Here is a 17,541-nt window from a genome sequence, read left to right as displayed (position 1 = left end):
CTTAAGCGCCCAACTGCTCTCGCCTTGAAAGGGGCGAGCGCGGGCTTATAGAGAAAGGTTACTGGTCAGTAGCCAAAAGTGGAACAGGGTAAAGGTTAAGCCTTTACCTTCTCGGCAGCTGGCGCGCTCTGCTGGCCCTTACCCTTCGAGAGGTATGGGACCAAAACTGCTACTAGATAGGCAGACCAGGCGATAAATTGAATAAAGGAGGTTGTTGTATCAAAGCCTACGGTGCCGCTTAGGAGCGAGGCCAAGATTGATTCCTTGGCGATCCAAGGAGTTACATCCCATAGGAAGTCATCAACGCCTGGGATCCAACCAAGTTCTTGGAATTCATGGATGCCGTATGACAAGACGCCGGCTGCGACGATGACTAGTGCAACTCCAGTAACGGTGAAGAATTTTGAGAGATCTAATTTTACAGAACGGTTGTAGATCAAATATCCAAGAACAACTGCCAAGGTAAGTCCAAGAACTAAACCAACTGTTGCAGTCGATGCAGCGCCGACTGTTTGAAAATTAGTGTAAACAAATAACGCGGTCTCTAGACCTTCGCGGGCAACAGCGAAAAAAGCCACTAAAGCAAGGCTTATTGGGCCTCCGGTAAGTGCAGTATCTACTTTTCCATGAAGCTCGTTGCGAAGTGTGCGCGCTGTGCGCTTCATCCAGAAGACCATCCATGTAACAAGTCCTACTGCGATGAAAGATGTGATGCCAGCAAATAGCTCTTCTCCGCGATCGGATAATTCAGCTGAGGTGAAAGAGAGAAATGCGCCGAGTGCAAAGGTTACGGATAGAGCGGCTGCAACACCGGTCCAGAGCGGCTTAAGAAAATGGCGACGATCTGTGCGAACGATGTAGGCAACGAGAATTCCAACGATTAAGGCGGCTTCTAGGCCTTCGCGTAGGGCGATGATGAATGTGCTGAGCATGGGCTAAATCTAGAACGACCCCCGTATTTACGCAACTTAAGTGTTGCGTAATTCCTCACACCTGCTCTGGAACCTGCGCCTGGGATTCAGGCTCACTCTCAGCGACCGCCAGAGGTTCGGTCTCTAAAAGGGCAGATTCCAAGATCGGAGCAACTATCTCGATCTGCCATTGACGGGCGCCGAGATCGGCTAAGGCGGCTGCTACGCCTGATTTAGGGGAGTTCCAGCAGATCCGGCGGACATATTCAGGGGTAATCAAATTCTCAAAGGGGATAACCAGCTCATTGGCCTTTAATTGAATATTGGCCTTGGCGTGGGTGAGCGGGGCATATCTCTCAGGAAAGCGCTCGCGCCAGATCTTTATTGGAGGCAACGAGTCGCTATCGGTGCGCACTGGTGGCCATTGGCTCTCAGGCAAGGCAAGGGCATCTGTGATGGCGTTAATCCAGGTGGCGGTATTTTCAAACCAACGCGCTCGCAGACCAATAGGGCGCAGAACCTTCTCTAAATCTTTCTTCGTCTTGATTGGTTTTTCAACAGCTTTCGTTGCAATCTCAACAATTGCGGCGTCAGATAACAAACGCCCTTGTGCGATATCTACTTCTTGAGCCATTTCGGCACGGACTGTCCAGAGCGCTCGCACGATTGCAAGTTGATCGCGCTTTTTAATCTTATGCATTCCCGATGTGCGACGCCAAGGATCAACGCGTGGCGGGGGAACAGGTGCATCAATAATCGATTGAAACTCTTCTTCAGCCCACTTTAACTTCTTTGATTTTTCCAAAATTGCATGCATTTGATTGCGAAGTTCAATCAAGAGCTCCACATCAAGGGCGGCATAATTGAGCCAATCTTGGGGCAAGGGGCGCTGTGACCAATCAACTGCCGAATGCTCTTTGGCGAGCGAGACTTCCATAAGTGATTCAAGTAGTGGCCCGAGTCCTACTCGCGGCAGACCTGCGATACGCCCTCCAAGTTCGGTGTCAAAGAGTTGCTTTGGATTAATTCCAAGTTCACGCAAACATGGAAGATCTTGAGTACTGGCGTGCAAAATTACTTCATCGCTCTGCAGAAGCGTGTTTAGCTCTTGAAAATACTTATGGTTTGGCCCGAATGGAATCGGATCAATCAAATGAAGCCCGCCGCCTTCACGTTTGATCTGAATTAGATAAGCGCGGGCGCTGTATTTATATCCGGAGGCTCGTTCGGCATCGACTGCAAAAGGGCCACGTCCTGAAGTTAGTTGAGCAAGAGCGGCTGCAAATTTCTGATCCGTATCAACTACCGGTGGGATGCCATTAGCGGGAGCTAAGAGCGGAATTGAGGTTGGCGTTGCCGGGACTTCTTCTACGGTAGTTGATTTATCTTCACTCATAGATAATTTTTATACGCGACGTCGTGCTGCAGAAATTGGCGCTACGCCTTCGACGATGGGTGGAAGTCCGGCAACTTCGCCAAGGAGATTGCACCAGGCTTCGATATGTTTAATCATCTCGGCGCTCTCTTTGATAATTGGACTCCATGATGCGCGGATTTCGATTTCAGATTGATCATTGCGTGGTGAAAGTTTTCCAAATGATGCGCTGGAAACTCTCGTGACAGTTCCGCTTGGGGCGTTGAATTCGCAACCGGCTGCCGAGAGAGAATCTAGGAGCCAAGACCAGCCAACTTCAGGCAGAAGCGGATCATCTTGCATCGCCTCATCTACATCTGCACTTAAAAATGTAACGCAGCGAAATTCACCTTCCCAGGTCTCTTGCCCACCGGGTTCGTGCAGCAAAACAAATCGACCAGATGCAACTTCATCTTCATCATCACCGAGCAAACCATTTGATACATCTGCGGTAAATGCAAAAGAGTAAGTAGCTAATTTTTGAGGTGCTGGGACTTCTTCCAAGATGATCTCAGCGCGCGGTGTAGCGGTGCGCAGATGCTCGATCATGCGATTAAATTGGTTTAAATCCACTGGTTAATTCTAAAGATAGGACCTGCTTTTAAGTGGGAGGCAGGGCGCTTACTCTCTTTTTGCGTGTGTACCCTTAGGCCCATGGCAACTTTTTTAGCCCTTCTCTCAAGCGCTCTTTGGGGAACTGCGGATTATCACGGTGGCAAGTTAAGTAAGAGCCATCCCGCGATCGCAGTGCTCGGAGTAACCCAAGCAATCGGTTTAATTTTTGGAATTGGTTTGGTAATTGTTACTGGAGATTATTCTGCAGCTGCATTTGGTCCTGATGGTTATTTCTTTCCCGGAGCACTTGCCGGAGTTCTTGGATATCTAGGGTTAATTTGTTTATATGCGGGACTTTCTACTGGTCGCATGGGAGTCGTATCTCCAATCAGCGGTTTAAGCGCCTTGATTCCTGTCGGCTATGCCTTCTTTGTAAAAGGAGATCGCCTTTCTTTAATTCTAAGTATTGGCGCTGCACTTGCAATCATCGGCGCTTTCTTAGCGAGTGGACCAGAAATTTCTCAAGGACTTCCGCTGAAGCCGCTATTTCTTGCACTTGGTGCAGCAGGTGGTTTCGGTACTGCACTTACTTTTATGGCGATTGGTTCGCAGGGCAGCGCTCTTATGACGATGGTGATGATGCGCTTAACAACGTTATTCGTTTCATTAGGAATCTTTGCAAGATATAAAACTTTAGGCGGCTTGAACTTTAAACAGAGCCCGATTTTGATCTTTATCGGTGTTGCAGATTTCTTAGCAAATTTACTTTTGGGAGTTGCAACGACAAAGGGCAACTTAACTCTGGCAATGGTTCTTGGCGCGCTCTATCCGATCTTTACCGCGTTGCTTGCATTCCAGTTCTTACATGAACGACTTCATAAAGTTCAGTACATCGGAATTGCAGCCGCGGTCGCAGGCGTTGCCATAATTTCAGCCTTCTAGGCCTTTAAGCCACGCGCCTCAAAGAATTTCGTGCCATCAACTTCGCGTTCTGAAAGATCAGAAAATTTTGCTAAAAGTTCTTGGAAATTAATTTTGGCTTCGCCACCAGTCTCAGGTGTAATGCTGAGATAAATTCCATCTAACGCGCGATTGCTAATTAGTTCGAATATGAAGCTAGCGCCTCCTTCCACCAAAACGTTGCTGCCAAACTTCTTTATGCCGCGATCTAGCGCCGCACGTGGTGAGCTATTCCACCAATGGGCATTTCGGTTATCGGCAAGGGCGTTGACCATTGAACGAGAGGCGATCACGACTGGAACGGGTGTGCGGTGATAGGGCTCGCTTCGAGCGGTTTTGCCTCCGATTAAGATGAAATCTGCGGTGCGCCGACGTGCCAGAAATTCGGTGCGATCGGCCCCGCTGGTGATCGCGCGCGATGAGCCACCTTTTGTCGTTGAGCCATCGCTTCCGGTAACCAGAGTTGCGAAGACGGCCATGGTCGAAAGGCTATCTGGCGGCAAAGTAGATGTCAGTGCAAAGACGTAACGTTTCCTTCATGATAATTACCTGTGACTCATGTGCAGTTCGCGATATCGGTTGCAACGATTGCGTACTGACTTTTCTCCTCTCAACTCCCAAGAAAGATCAACGCAGCGAAATCTGCGAAATTCCTGATACAACGGCTGAGGCGATTGATCTGCTCTCATCCCGTGGGATAGTCCGCCCACTGCGCTTTAACTCCGCTGGGCGAGCGTAGATAAGAATAAATTCACAGGCAGCCACGCTTATTTCGGTTTGAGTTGCTTCATAAGGCACCGTTAGCCTTTAACCCTATGTTTACTTCAAAGCGCTCTGTGGCGGCTCTAATCAGCGCGATTATCTCGCTGGTTGCCCCGTTGCTTACCGCGCCTAGCGCAGATGCTGCACAAACTTTGGCGCAGGTTCAGGCGCGCGTTCGCCAACTTGAAGAAGAAGCCACAACTGCTGCAGAAGGCGCCCAGGAAGCAAAAGTTAAATTAGCCTCGCTAAATGGACAGCTTCAAGGCATCCAGGCGAAGGCTGCGGTGCAAAGTCAGAGCGTTGCTGCTCTCTCAAAATCTCTTAATGCGATCGCTGTTGAGCAATTTAAAACTGGCGGGCTAAGCCAGAGCTTAGAACTACTCTTCTCATCAGATCCGGCGCTCTACCTTTCAGCAGCAGGATCGCTAGAAGCAATTACCCGTAAGAAATCGGTAGAACTTCGAAAGTTTCAAGCAGCCAAACAACGCCTTACCGCAACTTCGTTAACAGTTAGCGACAAACTCGCGCTAGTTAAAGCAACGCAGAAAAAACTGGCAGCGCAGAGCGCGCGCGCAATTGCGAAGTTGGCAGAAGCTGAATCACTCTTATCAAAGTTAAAGAAGGAAGATCGCGAGCGATTAGCCAGACTCGCGCAAGAAGAGGAAGATGCTGACCAAGCATCTTCACTTGCCGCGGCAAAGACAGCCGGCGCAGTTTCTGGGCGTGCTGGAAAAGCTCTGCAATTTGCTCTGAAGCAGATCGGTGACAAATATGTTTTCGGCGCCGATGGCATGACCTATTGGGATTGTTCAGGGCTGACCATGCGCGCATTCCAGACCGCAGGCGTCTCACTGCCACACTCATCGCGCGCTCAATTCAACTATGGAAAATCGGTAAAGCGTTCAAATCTTGCTCCGGGCGATCTCATATTCTTTGGTCGACCAATTTCGCACGTTGGGATCTATTTAGGTGGCGGAAAGATGGTGCATGCACCTCGATCTGGTTCGCGCGTGAAAGTGGCAAGCGCATCTAACTTGGGAAGAAAACCATTCGTCGGCGCACGCAGACTCTAGTTTCTGAAGTAAATGCCTGAACTTAATTTAGGGAAAATTCTCTGCATCACCAATGACTTTGGTCCCCGCGCCGGCGGCATCGAAACCTTCGTTATGGGTTTGATAGAACGCGCGCCCAAAGGATCAATCATTGTCTATACCTCCGCGCAGGGTGACACAACTTCTTATGATCAAGGATGGATGCGAGATTTTGGCGTTGAGGTAATTCGCGATCGCTCCAAGATTCTGCTTCCGACTCCACGAGTAATTCGAAACGTCAAGAAAGTTATTGCGCGTGATTCGATCAAACAGGTATTTTTCGGAGCAGCGGCTCCTCTTGGAGTCATGGCGCGCACTTTGCGCAAAAAAGGCGTTAAGAATATCGTCGCGCTAACCCATGGACATGAAGTCTGGTGGGCGAAGTTGTGGCCATTTTCTTTAGCGATATCTTTTATCGGCAATAACGTTGATCATCTGACCTATCTTGGTGATTTTACAAAGAGTGAAATTGCGAAAGCGCTTTCGCCAAAAGCCAAGTTAAGGCTTACCAAGATTGCACCGGGTATCGATACTGATCACTTTGCTCCAGATTCAACATCTGAGCAATTACGGAAAGACTTAGGTTTAGTCGATAAGAAAGTTATTGTCAGCGTAGGCCGACTTGTGCATCGTAAAGGCCAAGATATTTTGATTCAATCACTGCCCGCTATCTTAGAAAAACATCCGACGGCGCATGTGTTGATGGTTGGTGAAGGTCCTTACCGAAAGGACCTTACTAAGATGGTTGAGAGACTTAAACTGTTGGGAGCAGTGACATTTATCGGACGCATCCAATATAAAGATTTACCCCGTTACATCTGTGCCGGAGATATCTTTGCAATGCCTTCCAGATCACGCTTGGCCGGTCTTGAAGTAGAAGGCCTCGGAATTGTTTATTTAGAGGCAAGTTCATGTGCCTTGCCTGTGATCGCAGGACGTTCTGGGGGAGCACCGGATGCCGTTGATGAAGGTGTTACTGGATTTAGCGTTGATGGAACTTCACCGACGGAAGTCTCTACAGCGCTAATCAAATTGTTTGATGATCCAATAAGTGCGAAGGCGATGGGAGCGGCAGGACGCAGATGGATTATCGAAAAGTGGAGCTGGGAGATTTGGGCAAAGGAATTTAACTCTTTATTTAAATAATTCCTGATTCAATTCCAACTCTTATTGCAGCAAGTCTATTTGAGACCTCAAGTTTTCGATAAATTGAAGTTAGATGCGTCTTAAACGTTGATTCAGATATATACAGCCGCTTTGCCAGTTCACGAATATCTCCAACACCTGCAATTGCTCGTAGAACTTCGACCTCTCGTTGGGTTAACAACTTTGCAGCAGATGTTGTCTTGAGCGCGGAAACTATGTCGGATGCGGTAAATGAGTTAGGTGCAATTAGCGCTCTCTTTAGGACGGAGATCAACTCTGCCAGCGGAGCGCTTTTCTTAACAAATCCGCTTGCGCCAGCGCTCATTGCGGCAATTAGATCACTTTCGCTATCGCTCATAGTGAGCATCACGATTGCGATTTCCTTTGAATTCTTACGAGCCCAACGAATCAGATCCAAGCCGCTGCCATCAGGTAGGTTCAAATCGACAACTATCGCATCTGGATTGGTATGCGCTAACTGCGCCATCGCTTCAGATTTACTTGCGGCCGTAGCGCAACAGACCATCTGCGCTTCTTCAATGGCGCGGGCCAAGCCGGCACGAACAGCTGAATGATCATCAACTACCAATATTCGTGGTGGTGCTACTGCATCATTCACAGAACTACTTTTATGCGGGTTCCGTTCTCAGTAGAGATAATCTCTAACTGTCCGTGAAGTTGTTCAACGCGCTCTTTAACTCCTACTAAACCTAAACGTCCTAAACCTGAGGTATTCACCTGCGCACCTCCAACTCCATTATCGCTAACCTCTAAGTAGGTGCGATTTTCAACTCCTCTCAAAAGGACTTCAATATGGCTAGCCCTAGAGTGAAACTTTGCATTGCGAAGTAACTCTGTTGCGATCGCCTTTAATTCAGTTTGGTAGGAATTTGGAATAGAGAAGTGGCTAATGGAAGCGGTTACCTGCAGATCACCACAAATTTCGTGGATCAACTGGCTGAGCGCATCCTGGAAAGTAACTACTTTGGGATCGCGTAGCGCGTACATTTCGTGCCTAACCTTCGAGATTAGACCATCAACTTTAAAGCGCAGTACGCGAATTTCTCGGCGCGATTCAACGGTTGATTCTGTGGCCCCTAAGAGCAAATCTAACTCGTAGCCGAGAGCAACCAGATCTTGCGCTATGCCATCGTGAAGATCACGCGCTAGTTCAAGTCGTGCTGGATCGCTCACTTAGCGAAGAGCTCAGAAATCTCCTTAGCAAACTCCTGTGCAACCACATGTCGCTTAATTGAAAGCTTTGCCGTCAATTGACCGCCTGCGATTGTGAAATCTGTAGGAAGGATCGTGAATTTGCGAATTGATTCGGCTTTACTTACCGCTTTATTTGCTTCATCGACGGCTGTCTGAATAACTGCGATGAGATCAGGATCTTGGGTCAGCGTTGCGATAGTTGCCCCATCTTTCTTATTGGCAGCAATCCAACCTTTAAGCGCCTCCTGATCGATGGTCACTAGCGCTGCGATAAATGGTTGGTTATCACCGACTACAACGCATTGACTTACGAGTGAATGGGCGCGCAGACGATCTTCCAGCACTGCTGGCGCAACGTTCTTTCCACCCGCAGTAACAATTAGCTCTTTCTTACGTCCAACAATTGAAAGGAAGCCATCTTCATCGATCTTTCCGAGGTCACCTGATTTAAACCAGCGATCTTCGGTGAAGACTTCTGCATTAGCGGCATCGTTCTGCCAATAGCCGCGCATAACGATTGGTCCTCTGATTAGAACTTCTCCGTCATCGGCGATCTTGACGGAAGTTCCTGGAATAGGTTTTCCAACAGACCCAACTTTAATTGCACCAGTCATATTCAAAGTTGCGCCTGCAGTTGTCTCAGTTAGTCCATAACCTTCGTAGATTGTTACACCAGCGCCGCGATAGAAGTGTCCGAGACGACTTCCAAGTGGTGCACCTCCTGAAATCGCTGCTTCTACATTTCCACCAAGGGCGGCGCGAATCTTTGAAAATACCAACTTGTCGAAAAGTGCATGCTTGAGAGTGAGGAGCGGATTGAAGCCACGCTTATCCATTGCCTCGCTATAAGCAATTGCGACATGTGCAGCTTTACGGAAGATCTTTCCTTTACCCGCTGCATCAGCCTTTGCTTCTGCTCCGTTGTATACCTTTTCGAAGATACGAGGCACAGCAAGAACGAAGGTTGGCTTAAATGATGCGAGATCTGGTTGCAATCTGCCAACTGGATCACTGCAATGCGCTAAGTGAAGGCCAGCGCGAATCGCACCGATCTGAACCATGCGACCGAATACGTGGGCAACCGGCAAGAAGAGAAGGGTTGATCCACCTGGCTTTAAGAAGAGATTGCTAGCGCCTTCAACAACATTTCCGCACTCAGATAAGAAGTTGCCGTGAGTTAGTTGAACGCCCTTTGGCTTACCAGTTGTTCCAGATGTGTAGATTAGAGTTGCGAGAGTATCTGGAAGCAAGGCGTTGCGGCGGCGATCGATCTCATCATCACCAATGTGAGCGCCAGCTGCGGCAAGAACCGATAGAACATCTTCGGTCATAGTCCAAATATGTTTGGTGTGAGAAGGAAGAACTGTGTTAACTAGCTCGCGGTGAGTTGGAGTTTCAACGATTAAACCAACAGCGCCAGAATCGGAAAGAATCCAATCTACTTGCTCGGCTGAAGATGTTTCATAGATAGGAACAACGCATCCACCTGCGAACCAAATTGCAAAATCAAGAATCGTCCATTCGTAACGTGTGCGCGCCATAATTGCGACGCGATCACCGATTTGAATTCCGGCGGCGATTAAACCCTTCGCAGTTGCGCGGACTTCTTCCTCTAACTCTTTTGCAGAAACCTTCTGCCATCCATCTCCTAGGGGACGTGAAAGCATTGTGCGGTTGGGTTCAAACCAAGCGCGTTCTGCAATTAAGTTAGTAAGGTTTCCGGTCGATGCCGCAGGGACAAGTGCTGGGATTGTGATCTCGTTCATGGCGCTAACGCTAGCGCCCACCTTGAAAAATGGGGAGAGGCTACGAAGTACTTTTTTAACAGCGTTCTCAGGTAACCTACAGCCATGAGCGATATGAGCAGTTCAACGATCTCCATCGATGCCCCACTTGATCAGGTAGCAGCCACCCTTTTTGCAATTGCTGATTACCCACAATGGTCAGGTGCCTTTAAGAAGGTAGATGTTTTGGAGAGCGATGGCCAAGGGCGCGCTACCAAGGCCACCCTGTCGGTTGATGCCGGCGCGGTAAAAGATGTTGTGACTCTAAACTTCGAATGGGCAGAAGCGCCAAGTAAGGTCACCTTCTCACTAGAAGATGCCAATATTTTAACGAAGATGGATGGCGCATATTTACTCAAGAGCCTCGACTCCGATACGACCTCGGTTACTTATGAACTTTCGGTTGGTTTATCGATGCCAATTCCAGCGATGATGATTACAAAGCAAGAGAAGTCAACAATCGAGTCAGCACTTAAGCAACTCAAAGAACATATAGAAGGCTGATTTCTTCACCGAGATCAAGGGCCCTTAAGAACCTTAATGAGTAAAGATAATTCAAATACCATCGGCATAGATGTCGGTGGCACAAAGGTCCTTGGTGGGGTTGTCTCTGAAAGAGGCGAAATTCTGGCAACTGCGCGCCGTGATACTCCGCGCGAAGGTGGTAAGGCGTTAACCCAAACTATCGCCGACGTCGCAAACGAATTATCAAAGGAATACCCAGTTGAATCGATCGGTGTTTCAGCGGCTGGATTTATCTCATCTGATCGTCAAACGATTCTGGCTACTCCAAATATCGCTGGTTGGAACGGCGTAAATCTAGTTCAGGAACTAAAGCAGATTATTGGTAATCGAATCGTCTTAGAAAATGATGCAAACTCTGCCGCGTGGGGTGAATTTAAATTTGGAGCAGGGCGCGGTCGTAAAGATTTAATGATGCTCACTTTAGGCACAGGAGTCGGTGGAGGCTTGATTCTTGATGGCTCTGTCTTTAGAGGAGCCTTCGGAATAGGCGCTGAATTAGGACACATTCGCGTTGTACCGGATGGACATCTCTGCGGATGCGGAATTCGTGGCTGCCTTGAACAATATGCATCAGGTTCGGCACTGATGCGACATGCACGAGAAGCGATCAACGCGAGCCCTGACCTTGCAAGAAATTTATTGGCTCGTGGTGATGGAACCCTTGAAGGGCTTAAAGGCCATCAAATTACTGAAGCAGCGCGCGATGAAGATCCAGTTGCTCTGGCTGCATTTAATACGATGGCGAGTTACTTAGGAGCAGGTATCGCATCGCTTTGTGCGGTGATCGATCCATCTTGCATCGTTTTAGGTGGGGGAGTTATCGATGCCGGTGAGCTTTTCTTGTCACCAACGCGCAAAGCCGCACTTAGCCTAATTCCATTCTCCGGAAAGCATCCTTACCCCGAAATCGTTCCAGCAGAACTGGGTAATAACGCGGGATTAGTTGGCGTTGCTGATTTGTCTAGAATTTAAAGTGCGGCACCATCGTCGTCGCGAAAGGTTGGGCCGTTCTTCCATTTCTTAATTGAATTTATAGCGCGCTTAAAAGTTTCACCTAAACCAACTTTTGGTGGCGCTGGTGGTTGAAAACGATTCTGATCTTCAAATTTATCTAGTTCATCTAAATACGTTGTTGGAGAAGATTCATCAAGTGATAGACCTTCAACCATTGATTGAAATTCCAAATCGATCAACTCGCGTTCATGGGCGTCATCTGGCTCGCCATGTCCAGGATCTTTTCCGCTCATCTCTTGCGCTCCATGGTTCATATTCGCACATTAGGTTGGTTATGGGTTGGTTAAGCGGTAAATTAACGCCATGAACAACCTGCCTTACGGCATTCTGCGCGCATTCTTGACGCCATTTTTAATGGTGCTCTTTCGCCCAAAGGTAAAGGGTCTGCGCCACGTTCCAGGTTCTGGCCCGGTGATCATCGCCTCTAACCACCTATCTTTTAGTGACTCCATATTTATGCCCTTAGTTGTTCCGCGCAAGGTCACTTTTTTGGCAAAGAGTGAATACTTTACATCACCTGGCCCAAAGGGATTACTAAAGAAGTTAACTTTTATCGCCCTCGGTCAAGTTCCCGTTGATCGCTCTGGTGGTCGTCGCAGTGAAGCAGCGCTGATTACCGGTTTGAAAGTTTTAGCTGAAGGTAAGTGTCTGGGTATCTACCCTGAAGGTACGCGCTCACCAGATGGCAGGCTCTATAAAGGTCGAACAGGTATTGCACGTCTTGCAATCGAATCAGGTGCTCCAATTATTCCAGTAGCGATGTTTAACACCGAAAAGATTCAGCCAACCGGAACTGTTGTTCCAAAGGTGATGCGCGTTGAAATGATCTTCGGCGAGCCAATGTACTTTGAAGGTGATTCCACGGATTTACTGCACCTGCGTGATGTCACAGATCAAATCATGCAGACTATCCAAGCCTTATCAGGACAAGAGTATGTCGATACATATGCAACGAAGGCGAAGAAAAGCACCGAAGACGATGAGGGTTAGTTAACTCTCTAACGATAATCGCTTGGTTAAGTAGTTACAGGTATCGCAATCAACCCCTGCCTCAGGTAAGTCTCCCTCGATGACGTTAATCAAATCGGCGATCAGAGATTTAAATTGCGCTTGATCACGCGTGACATGGAGATAATGCTGGGTTACGCCAAAGCCATGAGCGCCATCTGCCGTGGGCGTTACGCCAGCTAACTTCCAGACCAGCAGACCCATTGATGAAACTGGGAAGGGTTTACCTTTTTCAGGATTTTCGAGCGCGTAGGCGTAAGCCTCAAGCTGTGGCGCATAGAACTGAGCGTTATCGCGATCTGAATCCGAAACCTTGCAATCGATAATTCCCACGCTGCCATCGTCATAGTGTGCGAGCAGGTCGTAAATTCCAAGAATCCGCCAACGGGTTGCCTCACCATTGATCTCAATAGGTGCGCTCTTAACCCATTGCCCCCATTGCTTAACAACGCCCGGTGCAAGTGATGGATCAAGATCAGGCATCGATGCACGGCGGAAATGTTCTTCTTGAGCAGATGAGAGAGGTTTAACTAAAGGAAATTGCCCAGGCATCGTGACTTTAAACCAATACTTAATCCAAAGGCAACGCTTGCAAGTAGAAAGCCCAAAGGTTAGATCCGATGGCGCAATAGTGTCGCGCGCGGGTTTTTCGGGTTTAACAATCTTTGAATTAGTTGATGGACTCATGTATTGATTAAATCACGAAGGGCTGACGCGATCACCAATAGACCCAAGATAATCATCACACAACCACCGATAGCTCTTAAAAGTTCTAACCGTTTCTCATCACTGGCCAGCCATGCTCGAGCTGTTCCCGCTAAAAGTCCCCATGTTCCATCCGAGATAAAAGCTAAAATCGAGAAGAGCGCGCCGAGAAAAAGTAATTGCCCGGTTACATTTCCGCGGTCGATATCTACAAACTGAGGCAGAACTGCGGCATAGAAAACTAAACCTTTAGGATTTAGCGCACCTACCCAGAAACCATCACGCGCTGAACGCCAGAAGGTTGGAACGACGCTTCCTTGGCTCTTCATATCAGCGGCGGCAATCTTGCGCGCTTTAATTGCGTTGATTCCTAGGTAGACCAGATATCCACCGCCACCCCATTGCACTGCGGAGTAAGCAAGGTCAGACCTTGAAAGGATTGGACCTAAACCGAAAGCAACAAGCGAAGATAAAAAGAATGCGCCGGTTACATTGCCGGCAACTGTAAAGACTGCGACCTTTCTTCCCCAGGCAATGGCGCGGGCAATTACAAACAAGACGCTAGGACCGGGCGCCAGAATAATTATCATCGCGGCGATGATGTATTCAATCAAGCGCGATGGGATAACCATTTCGGAATTCTAACCAAATATCAATTGATGTGGGAAAGAAATAGGCGGACCAATTGCTTGGCCCGCCTATTCGGTAGTTAATTACTTACAGGCTAATTGCCCCGAGCTTTCGAAATTGCATGGAGCACTCGATAACCGATTACAGCAACGAGCGTTCCGTTGACGATACCTGTGAAGGTGTAATCGCCTTGGGTCCATGAATAGTCAGCAATACCCATGATTAGAGCAGATGCTGCAATCAGTAGGTTGGTTGAGTTAGAGAAATCAACTTTGCTCTCGATCCAAATTCTCGCACCCAAGATGCCGATCATTCCGAAGAGCGCTGTTGATACGCCACCTAGGGCACCAGCAGGAGTAGCGCTTAGAACTGCGCCAAATTTTGGTGATAGCGATAGCAAGATTGCTCCAACGCCAGCGATCCAATATGCAGCAGTTGAGTAAACGCGAGTTGCCGCCATTACTCCAATATTTTCTGCATACGTAGTTGTTCCAGAGCCACCACCAAAACCAGCAACAGTTGTTGCAAGTCCATCTGCCATCAGCGCATTGCCCATTTGATCATCTAGATCTTTTCCGGTCATCGCAGCTACAGCCTTAACATGGCCGACGTTCTCTGCGATCAAAACAAGAACGACAGGTAAGAAGAGGATCATGATGTTGGTGCTAAATGTTGGTGTTGTAAATGTTGGGGTGTCGAACCAAGCAGCTGCTGAGATTCCCTTTGTATCGACATCGCCCATGGCTAGCGCGACGAGATATCCAACAACAAGCCCCAAGAAGATACTGATGCGGCTCATAAAGCCTTTTGAGAATGCACCGATTACACCGATGCTCGCAAGCGTAATGATCGCAATTAGTGGTTCCTTGGTGAAGTTACCTTTTGCAGCACCTGCCAAGTTGAAACCGATCAACATAACGATCGTTCCAGTTACAACTGGTGGAAGTAGCCAGTTAATCCAACCAATTCCTGCTGCACGAACGGCCAGACCAACCAAGGCGAGAACTACACCAGTGAAGACGATTCCGCCAAGTGCTGCTGCCATTCCGCCACCAGTTCCAGCTGCTGTCATTGCTGCTGCGATCGGCCCTAGAAATGCGAAGGATGAACCTAGATAACTTGGAACTCTATTTTTGGTGATTATTAGGAAGAGGATGGTTCCAATTCCTGAAAAGAAGAGAGTTGTTGTAGGGGAGAAGCCAGTAATAATCGGAACTAGAAACGTTGCACCAAACATCGCAGCGATATGTTGTAGACCGACTCCGATTGTGCGAGGCCAAGTAAGTCTTTCATCTGTTGATACGACTCCTCCAGCAGATACACTCTTTCCGTTTCCGTGGAGCTTCCATGAAAGTAACGACATTGTCTTCCTTTCCGATTACCGCAGACGGTAATGGCGCTTAAGGAAGGTCCACCGAGCGTGGGCCCTCTTTGCTGGGGAAGTTTCAGGGAATGCTTAAGGGTACGACTCACTTATGAGGTTCAGGCGACTTAAACCTTGGTGAGTCTTAGTTTTACTGGCGAGTAGTATTCGGGCATGGATCAAATCACCAGCCGGCGTGAGGGATCGATACAGATCCTCTCCTTTAACCGCCCCGAAAAAATGAATGCGCTCACACGTGAGATGTATGCGGGCCTTGCAAATGGGCTAAATGAGGCGGCCGGCGACTTTGGAGTTCGCGCATTGATCATCACTTCTGAGGACGATCATTTCACCGCAGGGAATGACATTGCAGATTTTTTAGCTAATCCACCAACTAATGAAGACAGTGACGTTGCTCGTTTTCTTGGTTCGCTACTCGAGTTTCCAAAACCGCTAATCGCCGCAGTAAAGGGAAATGCCGTCGGAGTTGGAACAACGATGTTGTTGCATTGCGATGTTGTAGTCGCGGGACCGAGCGCGAAGTTTTCGATGCCTTTTGCATCCCTTGGATTGGTTCCAGAAGCGGGCTCAAGTTATCTCTTTCCACTTTTGGTTGGATATCAAAGAGCTGCGAAGATATTTATGACCGGAGAAAGTTTTGACGCCGATAGCGCGAAAGAGATGGGGCTAGTTGCATCGATTGCATCTGATCCTTTACGTGAGGCTCTGGAAATCGCAACTCATATTTCGGAGCAACCACCACAAGCGATGATCAACACCAAGGCGCTTTTGAAGGCGAGCAAGCACGATGCCGTTGCCGCAGTTATGAAAGCAGAATTTGAGCTCTTCTCACTCGCCCTTCAATCCGAAGAAGCGATGGAAGCGTTTATGAACTTTATGGCTAAGAAGGGTAAGTAATGACAATCTCTGGAGATCTTTCAGGAAAGCGAATCTTTGTTACTGGAGGTTCGAGAGGCATCGGTCTAGCGATAGCCCTACGTGCAGCGCGCGATGGCGCATCTGTTGCAATCGCAGCCAAGACATCTGAACCTAATCCGAAACTGCCTGGCACGATTCACTCTGCTGCCCAAGAAATTCGTGATGCTGGTGGAGTGGCGCTACCGATCCAATGCGATTTAAGAGATGAAGAGCAAATTGCAGCTGCTGTAAATCAGGCAGCGCAAGAGTTCGGTGGCATCGATATTTTGATAAATAACGCAAGCGCCATCAATTTAACGCCAACAGAGGCAACACCAGCCAAGCGTTTTGATTTGATGTTCGATGTGAATGTGCGCGGTACTTTTTTAACTTCACAGGCTGCGATCCCGCATCTTCGCGAGTCGGCAAAGGCTGGGCGCAATCCTCACATTCTCACGCTCTCTCCACCGCTTTCCATGAAGGCAAAGTGGTTCCAACATCACGTCGCATACACAATGGCAAAGTACGGAATGTCGATGTGCGTACTTGGAATGTCAGAGGAGTTCCGCAAAACTGGAATCGCCATTAATGCTCTCTGGCCACGCACGGCGATCGACACAGCTGCGCTGCAGATGATTCCTGGCGTTGATACTGCTGCTTGCAGAACGCCAGAGATACTGGCTGATGCCGCTTATGTAATTCTAAATCGCGAATCCAAGGACTGCACTGGAAACTTCTTCGTAGATGATGAAGTTCTAGCTTCTGTTGGAATTACCGATCTTGAAAAGTATTCAGTAGTTCCTGGAACAACGGACTTTCTTCTTGACTTCTTCCTCGATTAAAGACCATCGTCAGGTACTTGAACTTCTGGAGGGTAGGCCTAAATTCTTTGAGACCTTTACTACGTATTCACCAGAGCACAAATTTATCGAGGCAATTGTAGATCCTGAAAATCTAAGTTTTTCCGTAAAGGATGAAGATGGTTCTATTTTCGCAATGGCGCTTGGTAGAAATCCGAAAATTCTGGAATGCGATCGCGTAGCAATATCTCGCGGATTGGAAATTGATTTAGGTAACTTTGTCCATCGCGCAGATTGGGATTTCTATTCAATAGATACTCATACATTCGCGGCTTTTGAAGGTGCCGACGAAGCGACGAACAATGAAGAGGTAAAGGCGCTACTTGAAGTGCATGCTCCAAACTCTTCGGTTTGGCCAGGAAATGAAGAGGTTCTTCTTTGGGGAGCGATTCGCGAAGATGATCAATTGGTAGCAACTGGCGCCCTGGTCAAATGGCGAACTGGAGAAGTGATGTTCGCATCTATTGCAACACATGCGGATTATCGTTCCAAAGGCTTGGCCCAAACACTTGTCTCACGAATGCTCTCAACTGCAAATAGCAGAGGCATTGCACATGTTGGCTTAGGAGTCTTCGCTGGAAACGTTAGCGCCAAGCGCGCATATGAAAAGGTTGGATTTTCGCTAATAGGCGAATTCTCTTCTTACCAACGTAAAGAGAAGTAAGCCCTAGACTTGCACC

The 17,541-nt window shown here is 48.2% G+C and carries 21 protein-coding genes; 10 read left to right on the top strand and 11 right to left on the bottom strand.

The features are described from left to right. Positions 1-95 precede the first annotated feature (95 nt). The 3 genes from efeU to A1s21148_RS04275 are packed head-to-tail and all read right to left on the bottom strand — an operon-like array spanning position 96 to position 2,898. The gene (gene efeU / locus A1s21148_RS04285) at positions 96-932 is read right to left on the bottom strand and encodes an iron uptake transporter permease EfeU (protein ID WP_095671223.1); all 837 of its coding nucleotides are present in this window, start codon (positions 930-932) and stop codon (positions 96-98) included. A 55-nt stretch (positions 933-987) separates the two neighbouring features. Next, positions 988-2,307, bottom strand: coding sequence for an HRDC domain-containing protein (locus A1s21148_RS04280; protein WP_095671222.1), 1,320 nt, complete (start codon positions 2,305-2,307; stop codon positions 988-990). 9 nt (positions 2,308-2,316) lie between these two features. Next, positions 2,317-2,898, bottom strand: coding sequence for a DUF3000 domain-containing protein (locus tag A1s21148_RS04275; protein WP_223299353.1), 582 nt, complete (start codon positions 2,896-2,898; stop codon positions 2,317-2,319). Positions 2,899-2,979: 81 nt separating this feature from the next. On the opposite strand from A1s21148_RS04275, the gene A1s21148_RS04270 reads away from it, so the two are divergent. Further along, positions 2,980-3,822 carry an EamA family transporter gene (locus A1s21148_RS04270; protein ID WP_095671221.1) on the top strand — a complete coding sequence of 281 codons (843 nt, stop codon included), beginning with the start codon at positions 2,980-2,982 and terminating at the stop codon, positions 3,820-3,822. Here A1s21148_RS04270 and A1s21148_RS04265 read toward each other — a convergent pair. Beyond that, the gene (locus A1s21148_RS04265) at positions 3,819-4,319 is read right to left on the bottom strand and encodes a dihydrofolate reductase family protein (RefSeq protein ID WP_095671220.1); all 501 of its coding nucleotides are present in this window, start codon (positions 4,317-4,319) and stop codon (positions 3,819-3,821) included. The genes A1s21148_RS04270 and A1s21148_RS04265 overlap by 4 nt on opposite strands. A 29-nt stretch (positions 4,320-4,348) precedes the next feature. On the opposite strand from A1s21148_RS04265, the gene A1s21148_RS07465 reads away from it, so the two are divergent. From A1s21148_RS07465 to A1s21148_RS04255, 3 genes are all read left to right on the top strand, one after another. Beyond that, entirely contained in the window at positions 4,349-4,579 is a 231-nt protein-coding gene (locus tag A1s21148_RS07465; protein WP_223299352.1) for a hypothetical protein, read from the top strand. Between the two features lie 76 nt (positions 4,580-4,655). Next, complete coding sequence (locus A1s21148_RS04260; protein ID WP_095671219.1) at positions 4,656-5,675, top strand: C40 family peptidase; 1,020 nt, start codon at positions 4,656-4,658, stop codon at positions 5,673-5,675. Between the two features lie 12 nt (positions 5,676-5,687). Further along, positions 5,688-6,839, top strand: a complete 1,152-nt coding sequence (locus tag A1s21148_RS04255) for a glycosyltransferase family 4 protein (protein ID WP_095671218.1) — start codon at positions 5,688-5,690, stop codon at positions 6,837-6,839. Here A1s21148_RS04255 and A1s21148_RS04250 read toward each other — a convergent pair. Genes A1s21148_RS04250 through A1s21148_RS04240 form a run of 3 tightly spaced genes read right to left on the bottom strand, consistent with a single transcriptional unit; the run spans position 6,832 to position 9,820 of the window. Beyond that, a complete protein-coding gene (locus tag A1s21148_RS04250) occupies positions 6,832-7,458 on the bottom strand; it encodes a response regulator (RefSeq protein WP_095671217.1) in 627 nt (208 codons plus the stop codon). The two genes, A1s21148_RS04255 and A1s21148_RS04250, sit on opposite strands and share 8 nt — an antisense overlap. After that, complete coding sequence (locus A1s21148_RS04245) at positions 7,455-8,033, bottom strand: sensor histidine kinase (RefSeq protein ID WP_095671216.1); 579 nt, start codon at positions 8,031-8,033, stop codon at positions 7,455-7,457. The genes A1s21148_RS04250 and A1s21148_RS04245 overlap by 4 nt, the downstream gene beginning before the upstream one ends. After that, complete coding sequence (locus A1s21148_RS04240; protein ID WP_095671215.1) at positions 8,030-9,820, bottom strand: AMP-dependent synthetase/ligase; 1,791 nt, start codon at positions 9,818-9,820, stop codon at positions 8,030-8,032. Before A1s21148_RS04240 ends, A1s21148_RS04245 begins: the two co-directional genes overlap by 4 nt. A gap of 84 nt (positions 9,821-9,904) precedes the next feature. On the opposite strand from A1s21148_RS04240, the gene A1s21148_RS04235 reads away from it, so the two are divergent. Continuing rightward, on the top strand, positions 9,905-10,342 hold the full coding sequence (locus A1s21148_RS04235; protein ID WP_095671214.1) for an SRPBCC family protein: 438 nt from the start codon (positions 9,905-9,907) through the stop codon (positions 10,340-10,342). Positions 10,343-10,378: 36 nt separating this feature from the next. Further along, complete coding sequence (locus A1s21148_RS04230; protein ID WP_095671213.1) at positions 10,379-11,335, top strand: ROK family glucokinase; 957 nt, start codon at positions 10,379-10,381, stop codon at positions 11,333-11,335. Here the strand turns inward: A1s21148_RS04230 and A1s21148_RS04225 are convergent. After that, the gene (locus A1s21148_RS04225; RefSeq protein ID WP_125932388.1) at positions 11,332-11,631 is read right to left on the bottom strand and encodes a hypothetical protein; all 300 of its coding nucleotides are present in this window, start codon (positions 11,629-11,631) and stop codon (positions 11,332-11,334) included. The genes A1s21148_RS04230 and A1s21148_RS04225 overlap by 4 nt on opposite strands. A 49-nt stretch (positions 11,632-11,680) precedes the next feature. Between A1s21148_RS04225 and A1s21148_RS04220 the strand changes: the two genes are divergently transcribed. Further along, positions 11,681-12,367, top strand: a complete 687-nt coding sequence (locus A1s21148_RS04220; RefSeq protein WP_223299351.1) for a lysophospholipid acyltransferase family protein — start codon at positions 11,681-11,683, stop codon at positions 12,365-12,367. On the opposite strand, the gene A1s21148_RS04215 is transcribed toward A1s21148_RS04220, so the two are convergent. From A1s21148_RS04215 to A1s21148_RS04205, 3 genes are all read right to left on the bottom strand, one after another. Beyond that, positions 12,368-13,072, bottom strand: coding sequence for a PD-(D/E)XK nuclease family protein (locus A1s21148_RS04215; RefSeq protein ID WP_095671211.1), 705 nt, complete (start codon positions 13,070-13,072; stop codon positions 12,368-12,370). Beyond that, entirely contained in the window at positions 13,069-13,722 is a 654-nt protein-coding gene (locus A1s21148_RS04210) for a LysE family translocator (protein ID WP_095671210.1), read from the bottom strand. The genes A1s21148_RS04215 and A1s21148_RS04210 overlap by 4 nt, the downstream gene beginning before the upstream one ends. Positions 13,723-13,814: 92 nt before the next feature. Beyond that, entirely contained in the window at positions 13,815-15,083 is a 1,269-nt protein-coding gene (locus A1s21148_RS04205) for a uracil-xanthine permease family protein (protein ID WP_095671209.1), read from the bottom strand. A 174-nt stretch (positions 15,084-15,257) separates the two neighbouring features. Between A1s21148_RS04205 and A1s21148_RS04200 the strand changes: the two genes are divergently transcribed. The 3 genes from A1s21148_RS04200 (at position 15,258) to A1s21148_RS04190 (ending at position 17,525) form a co-directional block, all read left to right on the top strand. Next, positions 15,258-16,001: an enoyl-CoA hydratase-related protein gene (locus A1s21148_RS04200; protein ID WP_095671208.1), complete on the top strand. Its 744-nt coding sequence runs from the start codon at positions 15,258-15,260 to the stop codon at positions 15,999-16,001. Then, on the top strand, positions 16,001-16,843 hold the full coding sequence (locus tag A1s21148_RS04195) for an SDR family oxidoreductase (protein WP_095671207.1): 843 nt from the start codon (positions 16,001-16,003) through the stop codon (positions 16,841-16,843). The genes A1s21148_RS04200 and A1s21148_RS04195 overlap by 1 nt, the downstream gene beginning before the upstream one ends. Positions 16,844-16,997: 154 nt before the next feature. After that, on the top strand, positions 16,998-17,525 hold the full coding sequence (locus A1s21148_RS04190; RefSeq protein ID WP_125932387.1) for a GNAT family N-acetyltransferase: 528 nt from the start codon (positions 16,998-17,000) through the stop codon (positions 17,523-17,525). Positions 17,526-17,541: the final 16 nt, after the last annotated feature.

The organism is Candidatus Planktophila lacus, assembly GCF_002287925.1.
Lineage (GTDB): Bacteria > Actinomycetota > Actinomycetes > Nanopelagicales > Nanopelagicaceae > Planktophila > Planktophila lacus.
The sequence above is the reverse complement of the archived record's forward strand: the minus strand, read 5'-3'. Positions and strand labels throughout refer to the sequence as shown.